Here is a 14,767-nt window from a genome sequence, read left to right on the forward strand (position 1 = left end):
TCTTTAGCTTATCCTTATTGTTTGTAAACATGAATGTTTTACGCATGAAGACCAATCGTTTGCTTTTCACCTAAAATCCAATTGACTACTGCTAAAAGTTCTTCAGGCGTTTGTGCTTCGATTTCTTTATGGTAAGCAGCAATCGCGTTATATAATGTGCTCATTTTATCAGCATCCTGCAGCACTGCCTGCAGCTGACTTTCTAACGGTTGATCCGCCTTTAGTTCTTGAACTAAGTTTCGTTCTGTTAAATAGCGTAAATTCACTTCTTCTTGACCTGGTAAAGCAGAATGAACAAAAATCGGTAAATTCTTGCGAAGAGCTTCACTGACCGTGATACCACCTGGCTTTGTTACGATAGCATCCACTTGTTCATACAGTTCATTCATTTCTGTGCGTGATGAAATATACGGAATTGGTGTAACGTGCTGTAATTCCCATCCCTTGATTTCTTCGTATAACTTTTGATTTTTGCCGCATAAGACAAAGTAATGAAAATGGCGCGCGTCTTTTAAATCATTATAAAAATCCATAATATTCCCTAGACCGCTGCTGCCTCCGGCAATTAAAATATTTCGGTTACCAGGATGCTTAACAGTTCTTGTTTTTGTTATTTCTTCATGTACCGGTATCCCTGTGACCATCATATTTTGAAGTGGAATTTCACTTTGAGCACGAAGCCCTCTTCTTACTTCTTCACTAGGAAGAAAGTGAAAGTCAATCTCTTCTTTTCCCCATAAATTATTAATAAAGAAATCCGTGTAGACATTTATAATAGGAACATCGCACTTGCCTTTTGCTTTTAATTGACTGAGCAAATAAGAAGGAAATCCATGTGTGCATATAATTAAATCCGGATTTTCTTCTTTAACTAAGTGCTCCATTTTTTTTGCGAATACGTGATGATACCATTTGAATGAATGAACAGGCGGTTCATAAAAGAGATGTTTGTATGCCATATTGTACGTTTCTGGAGCATAACGAATCCATTTCAAATATGTGCCTGTGACCACTTTTTCTAATAGTTCGTTTGTATAGCTTAATAAATCTATTTTTTTATAACAAATATTTGTTGTTCTTCTTTCCAATATATCCATTAACGCCTCTGCCACTTGATGATGGCCAGAAGGCATTTTTAGAAGAGGTAAAAATAAAACCTTTTTCAACTGTTTCATCTCCTATTCTAAAAGCAGTTTCTTCCTCTCCTTTTTATATCATTAAATGCCCTTGAATTTCGGATTTTAATTGATTTTTAATGTGAAATTCATCGTTTTTTTAGAGTGTCAATCTAAACTAAGAGTGAAAAGTACTGCATAAGGAGAAAACAAATGAACCTCAATTACGAAGTATTTCAATGGATTAACTCGTTTGCTGGTAAATCCAGCGCAATGGATTCTGTAATGGTTATCATCACGAATAGCGTTCCTTATTTTATAATGGCTTGTTTGCTTTTGCTTTGGTTTAGCGGAAAAACAGAAAGAACAATTTATCACCGTTATACGGCTTTATACATGTTGTTTACAATTGTACTTTCTCTATGTATCAATGAAGTCATTCACCTGGTGTATTACCACCCGCGTCCGTTTGTGACTCATCACGTTCATAAGCTGATTCCGCACCCGGCTAATTCATCTTTTGTCAGTGATCATTCAATTTTAGTCTTTTCTGCTGCTTGGATCATGTGGTTACGGAAAAACAAATGGAGAAGCATCATTTTTATATGGGCTGTCATTTCGGGCCTTTCACGTATTTACGTAGGCGTTCACTATCCAGCAGATGTACTTGGAGGCATGGTGATTGCAGGAGCTATCGGATGCTTTATTATATACGTTTCAGCTAAAACAGCTCCTCTTATTCAGCGATTATTCTGGATTCACGATTTAATTATCAAGCGTATTCCGTTTCTATCTCCCTATACGCATGAACAAATTAACAAAAAAAATCATTCAGCTTAAAGAGGCTGAGACAAAAATAGTTTAGCTGAAGTGAAAAACGAACCACTAATCAAACAGTTTGATTAGTGGTTCGTTTTTTTTTATTATGGTGAACGTAGATTTTATCTGTTTCGTTCCTTCCAGCAGTTGATTGGAGGGCAAGGCGAAGACTCCTGCGGGAACAGCGGAACAGGTGAGACCCCGCAGGAGCGCAAGCGACGAGGAGGCTCACCGGCCGCCCGCGGAAAGCGGAGCCTTGCACGGAAATCAACTGCCGTGTCACAAGCGGTCCATAAGGGCTCATTTATCCGATTTGTTCGTCTTTAGATTAAATTGATTTCGTTATATCTCACTCTCTTTTTATTATTTATAAAAAAAGATTATTCACTTTCTTGACTTTCACTTTTATTTATTTTATATTAGTTGATGTATCAAACATTGATGTATCAACTATTAATCCATCAATAAATATCATAGAAAAAAGGGAGCGACTTTCTTGTCACATTCATGTTCTGAAAAAGCAAATGTTCTGTATGCTCTGCAAGAAGTTAATAAACAAATTAATCAAAAGTTTGAGCATTGTACCGGTGTTAGCCAATCACGTCTTGATATTTTACATCAGCTTTATGAAACAGGTGAAATGAGTCAAAAGGCGCTTCAACAGCAAGTAAACATTGACAATGCTGCAATTACAAGGCATTTAAAGCAGCTAGAAGAAAGAGATGTTGTATCACGCCGTAAAAATCCTGATGACAACCGCGTAACATTTGTAAAGCTTACGAAAAGCGGACATGAAAAAATCGGTGCATTTCGAAACGAAAAAGCTCGCTTTATTGATGAAGCATTTAAAGATTTCAGCGAAGAAGAACAGCTGCTGCTTTCCAAAATGCTCGAGCGTTTAAAAGTAAACATTTCGGCCATTGAACGGTCATAACATTTTTAACATAAAGGAGAGTTCATCATGACACAAACAAAAACACTAAACAATGATTTCCAAGATATTATTACAGGGCGCAGATCTATTCGTTATTACGATCCAACTGTCAAAATCAGCCGTGAAGAAATGAAAGAAATTTTAACAGAAGCGACGCTAGCTCCATCTTCTGTTAATGCACAGCCTTGGCGCTTTCTAGTAATTGATAGCCCTGAAGGAAAAGCAACACTAGCTCCGCTTGCTAAATTTAATCAATCACAAGTAGAAACATCAGCAGCTGTTATTGCGATATTCGGCGATTTAAAAAGTGAAGAAAATTTAGATGAAATTTACGATAAAGCTGTTGAACTAGGCTATATGCCACAAGAAATTAGAGACATGCAAATTCCTAAAATCAAAGCGCACTACGCAGCTGCTTCTGAAGAATTAAATAAAGAAACAGTATTAATTGACGGCGGTTTAGTATCTATGCAGTTAATGCTTGCTGCACGTGCTCACGGTTATGATACAAACGCTATTGGCGGTTATGAAAAAGATCAAATTGCCGAAGCATTCGGTTTAGACAAAGAGCGCTATGCACCGGTTATGTTACTTTCAATCGGCAAAGCCGCAAATAGCGGTTACCCGTCTGTACGTTTACCAATCGAAAAAGTAGCTCAATTTAGATAATAAAAAAAGGTGCTGTGTATTCAGCACCTTTTTTTTATCCTCCACTAACGGGTGGAATAAATGCAACGGTATCTCCCGTTCCAATGGTTTCTTCATCTGTTACAAACTCTTCGTTGACTGCTGTCATCGTTTGATTCAGAGAGGACAGCTTATATGTTTTTTGCACATATTCCTTTAATTCCTTCACTGTTATATCTTGCTTATCAACTGTTACTTGTTCCACTCCAGCCTCTTCACGTATAGCAGCGAAAAATAAGACGTTAATCATTTTTACATCTCCTTCAATGGCTGTCCTTCAGGATATTCTTTTGTTTCTAACTGATCTCCAATCCATTTTGTTCCGTCTTCCCAAAATTCTTTTTTCCAAATTGGCACAATTTGCTTAATACGTTCAATAGCATACTCGTTTGCTTCATAAGCTGTTTTACGATGCGGAGAAGAAACGGCAATAACTACTGCAACTTCTGTTATATCAAGCTTCCCGATTCGATGAGTAATAGCTGTCAACGCATCGGGCCACTTTTCCTGAATTTCGTCACCAATTTGGCTCAGCATTTTCACTGCCATTGGCACATAGGCTTGATATTCAAGAGAGAGCGTCTTCTTGCCTTTTGTAAATTCTCTTACCGTTCCAATAAATGTCGTAATAGCTCCCGCGTCTCTTCTAGAAACTTTTTTAATTATTTCATCTACGGCAATTGGCTGATTTACTACTTCAAATAAGTGCTGGTTCATCTTCTTTCCCCCACTTCTTTCAATAAAAAATTAAGATAAAACTCGTCTTCTTGTAATTGAAACATTGGATATGCTCGCTGCACTTCTTTTTTAAGCGGAACGTGACTAATCACGCATATAATATTGGTTAGAGAGGAAAGCAGAATAAGATCTTCTTCACTTCGAATCAAGACTGCTTTTGGATAGGATTCTTTTTTATATCCTTCAACAAAAATGACATCTGGCGAGAAAAATTGATAAAAATCGATCAGCTTTTTTAGGCTCCAGTCTTTACTATCTGCCGTAAGCTGAAGGATTCCACCTCCTTCTACACCTGCCACATCGGCACCTGCTTGCTGGTGGCGATGACTGTCTTTTAACCCGCTGCTGCTATCTGGAGGTCCGCCGTGTCCATGGTGCTTAATAGAACCTACACATAGATTGAATTGTTTCGCTCTTTTAATTAGCTTTTCCACTAAAGTAGTTTTTCCGCTGTTTTGAAATCCAACTACTTGTAAAACGGTGCAACGTGCTACCAAGGCCATTCACTTCCCTGTACGTCATCTAGCAATAAGACATCAACCAGCATTCCTTTTTTGTACCCTCTCGTCCCTCCAGGAAATATAATTAACGTATCCGCATGAGCTAAAGACGAAACCGCACTAGATTTTGTAAAGCTTAACGGAGAAGCAATCAGCTGCCCTTCCCTATATGAAAGCCTGCCAGATACAAATCGCATAAAAGGATTTGGCTTTAAGAAGTCTTTTCCTAACAAAGCTTTTTCTTTCCGAAGATGAGGGGTGCTTTTACCCGCATATGTACTGATTACCGGACGAGCCAGAAGTTCAAAACCGACATAGCACGCTGTAGGATTTCCCGAGAGGCCAAATAAAAGCTTTTCTTCCATACGAGCAACCGTTGTTACACTGCCTGGTCTCATCGCTATTTTATTAAAAAGAACTTCGGCTTGTAATTGTTTATACACATCTGGTAGATAATCATAGTCTCCTACTGAAACGCCTCCCGTTGTAATCAGCATGTCCACTTCTGATAGTGCAGCTTTTACCGCATTGTAGCACTGACTTAAATCATCAGGCATAATACCAAAATAGTTCACTTCGCCTCCAGCTTTTTCAATTTGCGCACGCAGCATATGAGCATTGCTATTACGAATTTTGCCCCGTTCAACAGGATCACTCACTTCCACTAGTTCACTTCCAGTTGCAAGTAATCCAACTACAGGTTTTTTGAAGACAGCTACGTTACTATAGCCAAATGTGGCTAAAAGAGCAGCTACTCCCGGAGTGATATACGTTCCTTTCGAAGCTAACACAGTTCCTTTTGTTGTTTCTTCTCCTTGAAAAGAAATGTTATCTCCGCTGTTAAACGAACGCTTGATTTGAACGATCGGCTGATTGTCTTTTGTATATTCTTTTGTTACTTCAAGCATGGCAACCGCATCGCAGCCTTTGGGAATAGGAGCTCCTGTCATAATACGCACAGCCTGCATCGCGTTGACTGTATGTTCAAAAACAGAACCTGCTCCTATTTCTCCTCGAACAGCCAGTTCTACTGGATGAAGTGATGATGCTTCTTTCGTATCTTGCGACCGAACGGCAAAACCATCATATGGAGAACGATCAAAAGCAGGAATATCATGATCTGCTATTAAATCTTCAGCTAAAAATCTGCCGTGAGCTTCTTCAAGCGCAATGATTTCTTGCTTTCTGTTTTTTGCATACTGCATCACTCGTCCAACGCATTCTCCAACAGGGATAGGAGTTCGCTTTTCTCTCATTCTTTTCACTCCTTTACTCATCCTAGTAAACGATAATATAAGCTTTTCGCAAATTGAATATCATTCGTTCCATGAATAAATACACGGCCATCTTGAAAAATTACAAAGCGCTGCTCTGGAAGCTGACATGACAGAAGGTATGGATTGCGGTCCACTTCCCCCTGTTTTTTTAACCGCTTTTCCAATTCATCAAAGTTGTGTAAATGCTGCTGTGAGGGTCTGATTTGAACCGTCTCTCTGCCGCAAAGAACTTCTGTTTTAAGTTGATTTTCATACGCTAAGTACGGATACGTTCGGGTCGATCCGCAAGAAGAACATTTATCACTTTTCATTTTGCCCGTCTTAAATTCAGCGTGCTGATTATTCCAGACGTCAAAGGTTAAAAATGTGTGGCGCAAAGCTTCAACATCTTCGACTAAAATTTTTAATGCTTCGGTTATTTGATAGGCTGCCACGATTTGAACAGCTGGACTGATAATTCCTGCTGTCTCACAGGTTGCTCCTCCGACAGGCACTTTTTTCAATATGCAGTGCAGACAAGGGGTTACATTTGGGATAACGGTATAAGTGGCGCCATAACTCCCTACACATGAGCCGTATATCCAAGGAACTTCATACTTATGTGACAAATCATTTAAAATAAAACGGATGTCGAAGTTGTCTGTCGCATCGATGATCACATCGGCTGTTTGGACGATACTTTCTAAATTAGCAGGCTGAGCATCCATCACCAGCGCTTCAATCTTCACTTCCGTGTTTATTTGACGCAAACGATTTTTTGCTGCTACAGCTTTAGGTAGTTTGTTTTGCGCATCTTGTTCTGTATAAAGCTGCTGACGCTGTAGATTACTCCATTCTACATAATCGCGATCTACAAGAGTCAATTTTCCAATTCCAGCACGCACGAGGGCTTCTGCGCTAGCGCTGCCTAGAGCCCCTGCACCTACAACTAAAACATGCTTACTTCTAATTTGCTGCTGCCCTTTGTTTCCAACGGGCTGGAAAAGCTGCTGACGTGAATAACGTTCTGTCACTCTTTTCTCTCCCTTTCTCATTCAATCTCTGACTTCACTATCTATTCCTTCGTCAAAGATATTTCTTTAAAAACATGCTATTATACACATAAAGCTACGCTGCTTTACGGAGGCTTTTTTTGCATAAATATACAAATATATTTTGATGGAGGTATTTAATAAATGTCCATTGCAGGCATTGTATTAGCAGGAGGAAAATCTTCTCGCTACGGTCAACCAAAAATGTTTGAAACCTATAACAAGAAATCATTTTACGAATATAGTATAGATGCATTAAAAGAAAATCACGTCACACCTATACTTGTGTCTACCAACCAAGATTTACTCCCTTATTTTCAAAGAAATGATGTTGCATTTGCAGTTGAAAAATGCCCGTATCAAGGTCCTTTGTATGCAATTCATCACGCTTTAACTGCGATCGATTGCTGCGCTGAATGGTTCTTTATTCTTTCTTGCGATATTCCTTTTATTAATGCTGAGTTTGTTCATCACATGATCACACTGACTCAAACGGACTCACCTGACATTGTTCTTCCTGTTCAGCCTGATCACATTCACCCGCTTCTAGCACTCTATCACCGTAGAACGCTTCCTCTTATTGAACAACTCGTTACACAAGGTGAAAAAAGGCTTACGCAATTGTTGAATCAGACAAACGTCCTTCGCGTGCCTTTTTCAGCAGAAGATCCCACTTTTATAAATGTGAATCATCGCAGTGATTGGGATGTATAAAGCTTCTTTGAATTATCCACCAATATGAGACATTTCCACTTTTTCAGCGCCTTGGACCTGTCTTCCATTAGCTCGTTCGTCTGAGTAACGATCTTTCCGATGATTCCAGATATCAGAAATGGTGTCACAAACAGTATGATCAGAGGCTTCTGACCGTATCAGTGTGCGGAGGTCATATCCTTTTGACGCGAACAAACAGGTATAGAGCTTTCCTTCAGCCGATACTCTTGCGCGTGAACAAGTGGAACAGAATGAATCTGTGACAGATGAAATGATACCAATTTCCTCTTCTGTCCCGACGTATCGATACCTGGTGGCTACTTCTCCCGTATAATGAGGTGTAATTTCTTCAAGAGGCATTTCTTGTCCAACTATATCAAGAATTTGTTTCTTTGTTATAACCTCATCCATTTTCCATCCGTTTGAATTTCCAACATCCATATATTCAATAAAACGCAGCGTATGTTTTTTGTCTTTAAAATAGTGGGCCATCGGAAGAATATCCTGCTCATTCTTGCCTTTTTGGACAACCATGTTTATTTTGACTGAAATCCCCGCAAGAGCTGCTGCTTCTATTCCTTCTAATACTCGTTTTACGCTTCCCCGGTTTCCATTCAACTCTTGAAATCTCACTTCATCAAGCGAGTCTAAGCTAACGGTTACTCTTGATAATCCCGCTTTTGATAAGGCTTCTGCATGCTTCTTTAACAGTGAGCCGTTTGTTGTTATGGCAATATCATCTATACCCTCAATTTGCTTCAGACGATTGATTAGATCTGGCAAGCCTTTTCTTAGCAGCGGCTCTCCTCCCGTTATACGCACTTTTTTTACTCCTAGCGATGCGAATAATCTAGTGAGTCTCTCTAATTCATCAAACGAAAGAATGTTTTCGGCAGGTAAAAATGGATAGTCTGCCCCAAAAATTTCTTCAGGCATACAATATCGACAGCGAAAGTTACAGCGATCTGTTACTGACAAACGCAAGTCTCGTAAAGGACGCTTTAAAGTATCACCTATAGCGTATGACATCTGCCTCATCTCTCCTCTCTCTAGCTGTCAGCTTCTCCACAGCAGATTAACTCTCTCTTAAAATTCTTTCCGGGCATGTATAAATATTCAACGAATCATTTCGAATAAACCCTACCGTTGTAATTCCCAATTCTTCTGCTAGATTTAAAGCAAGTTCAGTCGGAGCGGATTTTGAAAGAACCACTTCACACCCGATCTTCGCTACTTTCAACAAAATTTCTGAAGAAATACGGCCGCTGAAAACGACTACTTTATCTCTAATTGAAATATGGTGTTTTAAGCAATACCCGTATAGTTTATCTAGAGCATTATGCCTACCAATGTCCATTCTGCTAAGCATAAAGCCATTTTTATCACAAATAGCAGCGTTATGAACGCCACCCGTTTCTTGAAACGTAGCAGCAGATTGCTGCAGCTTATTCATCAATTGAAAACAATCCTTAATTGAAAGTTCTACCGATATATCGTTCATTTTTTTAGCAGTCAGCGCATCATTTATAAAGACAAACCCTTGTCTGCTCGCCCCGCAGCAAGACGTGATATATCGTTTATTTTGAAGGTTTTGAAAATATGGGTTTAATTTATCTATTGTAACATGAACATACCCTTCTTTTTCTTGAACCCATATGTTTTTAATGTCTGTGTATGCTCGGATAACCCCTTCAGATGCTAAATAGCCAATTACCATATCTTCAATGTATTGTGGGCTACATACCATCGTGACAAACTCTTCTTCATTAATTTTCACAGTCACAGGAAACTCCGTTACAATTTTATCTTCGAAGCTTTCCATTTGACCATTTCTAAATCTAAGAACTGTACGCTTCTTAACGGTCGAGTTCATGTGATGTCTCCTTTTTTAAATAATGTTTTTATCAAAAACGAATACGGAAACCGCTATATTTTCTTTTATTTTCATATCTGAAAATAAATTAACCAACTTTGCTCCTACCAATTCTTCTAGCCCTTCCGGCGGATTCGATGCATATACATCTTGGATCATTTTTGTTCGAGCTAGATGAACCATGTCACATCCTTCAGCAGTGCTTGCAATAAATGTTTCTGTCGGAGTTAAATTTCCATACAGTGTTGAGACAGCCATATTTTCAACAAAAACCGTATGTATTCTTTCCGGTCCTTTTCCAAATAAATCTTTTCGAAGCTTCCGAATAATATCATTAAATTCATGAATAGTTTTTGACATAATCAACGCTCTCCCACCGATTAAAATTAAATTGTGCATTTTATTCCTACAGTTTTTTTATCATAAATCAACACTTCAAAAAATAAAAGCCTAAAATCTTTGCAGCAAAACTTTTGAAGAGAGTTGGGTATTTAAAAAAGTTGTGCATTTAAAAACGTAGCGATATAATTGTAAATAACCGAGATGGAATAATAATAATGAATTGTTATTACTCTATCACTTTTTCTTAACGATATAAATGGGCCGGATTGGCATATTAGTAAGACCTGCTAGTAAACTATTCCACCATGATTGCACTTCCCTTATTTAATTAGGCGTGTGTATTCATGGTGGTTTTTTGTTTTTATATAAAGGAGGAAAACAAATGAGTCGTGAAATCATCACTGTTCATATAAATGGCAACGAATACAAAGCAGCTTCAGGCTCTACCATACTCGAAATTATTAATCAGCAAAGCATTGAGCACCCTCAGATTTGTTATGTTCCTGAAGTGGATCCTATTCAAACTTGTGACACATGTATCGTTGAAATGAATGGCGAGTTAGTTCGTTCTTGTTCTACAAAAGCTGAAAACGGCATGAAGATTGAATTACAATCAGCACCCGCAAAAGCGGCACAGACGGAAGCAATGGATCGTTTATTAGAGAATCATTTGCTATACTGCACCGTTTGCGACAATAACAACGGAAACTGTAAATTACATAACACAGCCGAAATGATGGAGATTGAACATCAAAAATACCCCTATACGCCAAAGGCCTCAGAGAATGAAGTCGATATGTCTCATCCGTTCTACCGTTATGACCCTAATCAATGCATCGCTTGTGGCCAATGCGTAGAGGTTTGTCAAAATCTTCAAGTTAATGAAACACTCTCTATCGACTGGGAAGCAAAACGTCCCCGCGTTCTCTGGGATGACGGTGTAGCAATCAATGAATCTTCTTGTGTGAGCTGCGGTCAATGTGTAACCGTATGCCCTTGTAATGCCTTGATGGAAAAATCCATGCTTGGAGAAGCTGGATTTATGACTGGGCTTCCAAAAGACGTTTTAAATCCAATGATTGATTTAGTTAAAGAAGTAGAACCTGGATACAGCGGAATTTTTGCTGTTTCAGAAGTGGAAGCCGCTATGCGCGAAACACGCACGAAAAAAACAAAAACTGTCTGTACATTTTGCGGAGTTGGATGTTCATTTGAAGTATGGACAAAAGGCCGTGAAATCCTTAAAGTTCAGCCTAGCTCTGATGCTCCCGCAAATGCCATTTCAACCTGTGTGAAAGGAAAATTCGGCTGGGATTTTGTAAACTCTGAAAAACGTATTACTAAGCCTTTAATCCGAAAAAATGGTGCATTTGTAGAGTCGTCATGGGAAGAAGCCCTCGACTTAGTAGCAAGCAGGTTAAGCTCTATTAATCAGCAGTATGGACATGGATCAGTTGGTTTTATTTCTTCTTCTAAGATTACAAACGAAGAAAACTATGTTATTCAAAAGCTGGCTCGCCAAATGTTTGAAACAAATGACGTAGACAACTGCTCTCGCTACTGTCAGTCTCCTGCAACTGATGGATTATTTCGAACAGTGGGAATGGGAGGCGATGCCGGCACGATAAAAGACATCGCAAAAGCTGGACTGGTTATCATCGTTGGAGCTAACCCTGCTGAAGGTCATCCTGTATTAGCAACTCGCATCAAACGCGCGCATAAGCTTCATGACCAAAAACTAATCGTCGCAGATTTGCGCAAAAACGAAATGGCTGAACGCTCTGACATTTTCATCAGTCCAAAACAAGGTACGGACCAAGTATGGCTAATGGCTGTAACAAAATACATGATTGACCAGGGATGGCACAATGAAAAGTTCATCCAAGAAAACGTCAACTATTTTGAAGACTTTCGCTCTTTGCTTGAAAAGTACACGCTTGAATATGCTGAACAAATTACGGGTATTCCAGCAGCAACGCTCATTCAAATAGCTGAAATGATTCGCGACGCAGATGGAACCTGTGTGCTGTGGGGCATGGGCGTAACGCAAAATACGGGAGGCTCTGATACATCAGCGGCTATCTCAAACCTGTTGCTTGCTACTGGAAACTATCGACGCCCTGGAGCAGGCGCTTATCCGCTCCGAGGCCACAATAACGTCCAAGGAGCATGTGATATGGGAACTCTTCCTGCTTGGCTTCCAGGCTATCAGCACGTCACAGACTCAGTCGCCCGAGCGAAATTTGAAAAAGCATACGGTGTAAAAATTAAAGATAAGCCAGGGCTTGATAATATTCAAATGCTGCATTCAATTGATGAAGGAAAAATGAAGGCCATGTACCTTGTCGGAGAAGATATGGCTCTTGTTGATTCAAATGCTAACCATGTACACGAAATATTATCAAATTTAGATTTTTTTGTCGTCCAAGACATTTTCCTTTCGAGAACGGCTCAATATGCTGATGTTGTACTTCCTGCTGTTCCTTCTCTTGAAAAAGACGGAACATTTACCAATACGGAGCGACGTGTCCAAAGATTGTATCAAGCATTACCAACGCTCGGTGATTCAAAGCCGGATTGGTGGATTGTTCAAGAGATTGCCAACCGCTTAGGTGCGAACTGGACGTATACACATCCTGGTGATATCTTTGCAGAAATGGCTAGTCTATCACCTCTATTCAGCCAAGCCAGCTACGAAAACCTTGAAGGCTGGAATAGCTTCTTATGGGGGAGTTTAGAGGGAAAAAGCACGCCGTTACTTTACGTCGATGGGTTTAATTTCCCAGATAAAAAAGCGCGCTTTGCTTTATCACATTGGGTACTTCCTGCCGAATTCCCAGAAGAATATGATCTACACATTAATAATGGAAGAATGTTAGAACATTTTCACGAAGGGAATATGACCAATAAATCGAGCGGCATCCAATCAAAAGTACCAGAAGTATTCGTAGAAATTTCACCTCAGCTTGCCAAGGAGCGTGAAATTGTAGAAGGTTCGCTTGTCAGATTAATCTCACCGTTTGGAGCAGTAAAAGTACAGGCATTAATTACAGAGCGAGTAAAAGCAAATGAGCTGTATCTTCCAATGCACTCTGTTCATAAAGATTCGGCTATTAACTTTTTGACGGGACCTGCAGTTGACCAACGAACAAATACGCCGGCTTACAAACAAACAAAAGTACGGATGGAAGTATTAAGTAAAGGTGGAGAAACGCCTTTACCGTCTACAAATCCCCGTAACAAAAAACGTCATCCTCAAAATGGGGTCGAGGTTCAGCGTAAATGGAACCGTCCTGGCTACGTCCATTTAACAAGTAAATAGGAGGAGAAAAGATGGCACAACCTATTACAGAAATTAGGAAACCTCTTCTAAGCGAGGAAGAAGAAAAACAACAAAAATTAGAAGATTTAACTTCTCTGCTAGCAGATAATGAAGAAGCTTTGAACCGTATTCTCGGTATTGTTGGCGAACTTAACGACATGGGTGTTCTTGAAGCTGCTGATTCAATGATTCAAGCAAAAGAAAAAATCTCAAAAATTGCGCTTCATCAAATTTCCAGAGAACCGGTAACCAATTTAATTAATACTCTTATGGGTGCAAGCAGCGGTTTGATGAAGGCAGATCCAGAGGTAACCGCTAAACTTGTAAATAGCGCAACAGCTGGTATGAACGAAGCGAATGAATATATAAAAACAGGAAAAAAAGTAAGTGCATTAGCTCTTATAAAAGCGCTAAACGATCCAGATGTCAATCGTGCAATTGGATTTGGGCTTCACTTTTTAAAAGGAATGGGCAAAGCGTTGGAAGAATAAATGAAGCAGCGACTTGAAAGTTTTCCCCCTTTCAAGTCGCTGTTTTCTTTTTAGGAAGTCAAATTTTAAATGAACGTGATATAGTTATACTAAATTGCTTTACTACAACTAATTGAGGTGACACGATGCAACAATACTTTAAACCCTTATTCGCACTATTATTTTTAATTATGTTTACTGCTGCTTGTTCGAACGAAACAAATACAGCTCAATCCGCAGCTCAGCACAAAAACATCAGCTTAACGATATCCGCTGCGGCCAGCTTAAAAGATGCGCTCACTGATATTCAAAAGCAATATGAAAAAAAGCATCCAAATATAGACTTAAAATTTAATTTTGGAGCTTCAGGCTCGCTGCAACAGCAAATTACAAACGGCGCACCTGTTGATTTATTTTTTTCAGCCGCGGAAGACAAGTTTGATGCACTAGTAAAAGCAGGAGCTATCTCCAAGGAAAATGGTACTGACTTGGTTGGCAATGACCTTGTGCTTATCGTGCCAAAGAATAATACGTCTGCTATCACAAATTTTGAAGATCTATCAAAGCCGACTGTTCAAAAAATTGCACTTGGAATACCAGAATCCGTTCCTGCCGGACAGTATGCGAAGGAGACTTTTGAACAGCTGAACCTCTGGAAAAACATTGAGCCAAAAACCGTCTATGCGAAAGACGTACGCCAGGTTCTTTCCTATGTGGAGACAGGAAACGTTGAAGCTGGGGTGGTTTATAAAACCGATGCCTTGATTTCAAAAAAGGTGAAGATTGTCGCTACTGCAAATAATAGCACTCACAAACCAATTGTATACCCTGTAGGCGTTATTAAGGATTCGAAACATCCACAAGAAGCAAAAGCTTTTTATCAATTTTTACAAAGTAAGACGGCTCTTGACACTTTAAAGAAATACGGTTTCACTGCAAATTGAG

General features: G+C 39.3%; 17 protein-coding genes. 8 read left to right on the forward strand and 9 right to left on the reverse strand.

Annotated elements, in window-relative coordinates:
- Positions 1-38 precede the first annotated feature (38 nt).
- Positions 39-1,166, reverse strand: a complete 1,128-nt coding sequence (locus tag MMB69_RS22045; RefSeq protein ID WP_269870866.1) for an MGDG synthase family glycosyltransferase — start codon at positions 1,164-1,166, stop codon at positions 39-41.
- A 162-nt stretch (positions 1,167-1,328) separates the two neighbouring features.
- On the opposite strand from MMB69_RS22045, the gene MMB69_RS22050 reads away from it, so the two are divergent.
- The 4 genes from MMB69_RS22050 to MMB69_RS22065 all read left to right on the forward strand — a co-directional run bounded on the left by MMB69_RS22050 (position 1,329) and on the right by MMB69_RS22065 (position 3,537).
- On the forward strand, positions 1,329-1,955 hold the full coding sequence (locus tag MMB69_RS22050) for an undecaprenyl-diphosphatase (protein ID WP_269870867.1): 627 nt from the start codon (positions 1,329-1,331) through the stop codon (positions 1,953-1,955).
- Positions 1,956-2,081: 126 nt separating this feature from the next.
- Positions 2,082-2,261, forward strand: coding sequence for a hypothetical protein (locus tag MMB69_RS22055; RefSeq protein WP_269870868.1), 180 nt, complete (start codon positions 2,082-2,084; stop codon positions 2,259-2,261).
- Positions 2,262-2,430: 169 nt separating this feature from the next.
- Positions 2,431-2,868, forward strand: a complete 438-nt coding sequence (locus tag MMB69_RS22060) for a MarR family winged helix-turn-helix transcriptional regulator (protein ID WP_013085370.1) — start codon at positions 2,431-2,433, stop codon at positions 2,866-2,868.
- Between the two features lie 27 nt (positions 2,869-2,895).
- Positions 2,896-3,537, forward strand: coding sequence for a nitroreductase family protein (locus MMB69_RS22065; RefSeq protein ID WP_042991827.1), 642 nt, complete (start codon positions 2,896-2,898; stop codon positions 3,535-3,537).
- 34 nt (positions 3,538-3,571) lie between these two features.
- On the opposite strand, the gene moaD is transcribed toward MMB69_RS22065, so the two are convergent.
- Genes moaD through MMB69_RS22090 form a run of 5 tightly spaced genes read right to left on the reverse strand, consistent with a single transcriptional unit; the run spans position 3,572 to position 7,083 of the window.
- On the reverse strand, positions 3,572-3,805 hold the full coding sequence (moaD, locus tag MMB69_RS22070) for a molybdopterin converting factor subunit 1 (RefSeq protein WP_042991825.1): 234 nt from the start codon (positions 3,803-3,805) through the stop codon (positions 3,572-3,574).
- Positions 3,806-3,807: 2 nt separating this feature from the next.
- Entirely contained in the window at positions 3,808-4,272 is a 465-nt protein-coding gene (locus MMB69_RS22075; RefSeq protein ID WP_277448450.1) for a molybdenum cofactor biosynthesis protein MoaE, read from the reverse strand.
- Complete coding sequence (gene mobB, locus MMB69_RS22080; protein ID WP_277448451.1) at positions 4,269-4,796, reverse strand: molybdopterin-guanine dinucleotide biosynthesis protein B; 528 nt, start codon at positions 4,794-4,796, stop codon at positions 4,269-4,271. Before mobB ends, MMB69_RS22075 begins: the two co-directional genes overlap by 4 nt.
- Positions 4,784-6,049 (reverse strand): molybdopterin molybdotransferase MoeA, encoded by a 1,266-nt coding sequence (locus MMB69_RS22085; RefSeq protein WP_277448452.1) that lies wholly within the window; start codon positions 6,047-6,049, stop codon positions 4,784-4,786. The genes mobB and MMB69_RS22085 overlap by 13 nt, the downstream gene beginning before the upstream one ends.
- 17 nt (positions 6,050-6,066) lie before the next feature.
- Entirely contained in the window at positions 6,067-7,083 is a 1,017-nt protein-coding gene (locus tag MMB69_RS22090; protein WP_264408665.1) for a molybdopterin-synthase adenylyltransferase MoeB, read from the reverse strand.
- Positions 7,084-7,245: 162 nt separating this feature from the next.
- On the opposite strand from MMB69_RS22090, the gene mobA reads away from it, so the two are divergent.
- A complete protein-coding gene (gene mobA / locus MMB69_RS22095) occupies positions 7,246-7,815 on the forward strand; it encodes a molybdenum cofactor guanylyltransferase (protein WP_277448453.1) in 570 nt (189 codons plus the stop codon).
- 12 nt (positions 7,816-7,827) lie between these two features.
- Here mobA and moaA read toward each other — a convergent pair whose 3' ends face one another.
- From moaA to MMB69_RS22110, 3 genes are all read right to left on the reverse strand, one after another.
- Positions 7,828-8,844, reverse strand: coding sequence for a GTP 3',8-cyclase MoaA (moaA, locus tag MMB69_RS22100; protein WP_277448454.1), 1,017 nt, complete (start codon positions 8,842-8,844; stop codon positions 7,828-7,830).
- A gap of 46 nt (positions 8,845-8,890) precedes the next feature.
- Positions 8,891-9,637, reverse strand: a complete 747-nt coding sequence (gene fdhD / locus MMB69_RS22105; protein WP_481861928.1) for a formate dehydrogenase accessory sulfurtransferase FdhD — start codon at positions 9,635-9,637, stop codon at positions 8,891-8,893.
- A 66-nt stretch (positions 9,638-9,703) separates the two neighbouring features.
- Positions 9,704-10,048: a Na-translocating system protein MpsC family protein gene (locus tag MMB69_RS22110; RefSeq protein ID WP_013085380.1), complete on the reverse strand. Its 345-nt coding sequence runs from the start codon at positions 10,046-10,048 to the stop codon at positions 9,704-9,706.
- 364 nt (positions 10,049-10,412) lie between these two features.
- Between MMB69_RS22110 and fdhF the strand changes: the two genes are divergently transcribed.
- The 3 genes from fdhF to modA all read left to right on the forward strand — a co-directional run bounded on the left by fdhF (position 10,413) and on the right by modA (position 14,766).
- Entirely contained in the window at positions 10,413-13,352 is a 2,940-nt protein-coding gene (gene fdhF / locus MMB69_RS22115) for a formate dehydrogenase subunit alpha (RefSeq protein WP_277448457.1), read from the forward strand.
- 11 nt (positions 13,353-13,363) lie between these two features.
- The gene (locus MMB69_RS22120; protein ID WP_277448458.1) at positions 13,364-13,843 is read left to right on the forward strand and encodes a helical membrane plugin domain-containing protein; all 480 of its coding nucleotides are present in this window, start codon (positions 13,364-13,366) and stop codon (positions 13,841-13,843) included.
- Positions 13,844-13,968: 125 nt separating this feature from the next.
- Positions 13,969-14,766, forward strand: a complete 798-nt coding sequence (modA, locus tag MMB69_RS22125) for a molybdate ABC transporter substrate-binding protein (protein WP_277448459.1) — start codon at positions 13,969-13,971, stop codon at positions 14,764-14,766.
- Position 14,767 lies beyond the last annotated feature (1 nt).

Source organism: Priestia sp. P5 (genome assembly GCF_029522155.1).
GTDB classification, from domain to species: Bacteria; Bacillota; Bacilli; order Bacillales; family Bacillaceae_H; genus Priestia; species Priestia megaterium_E.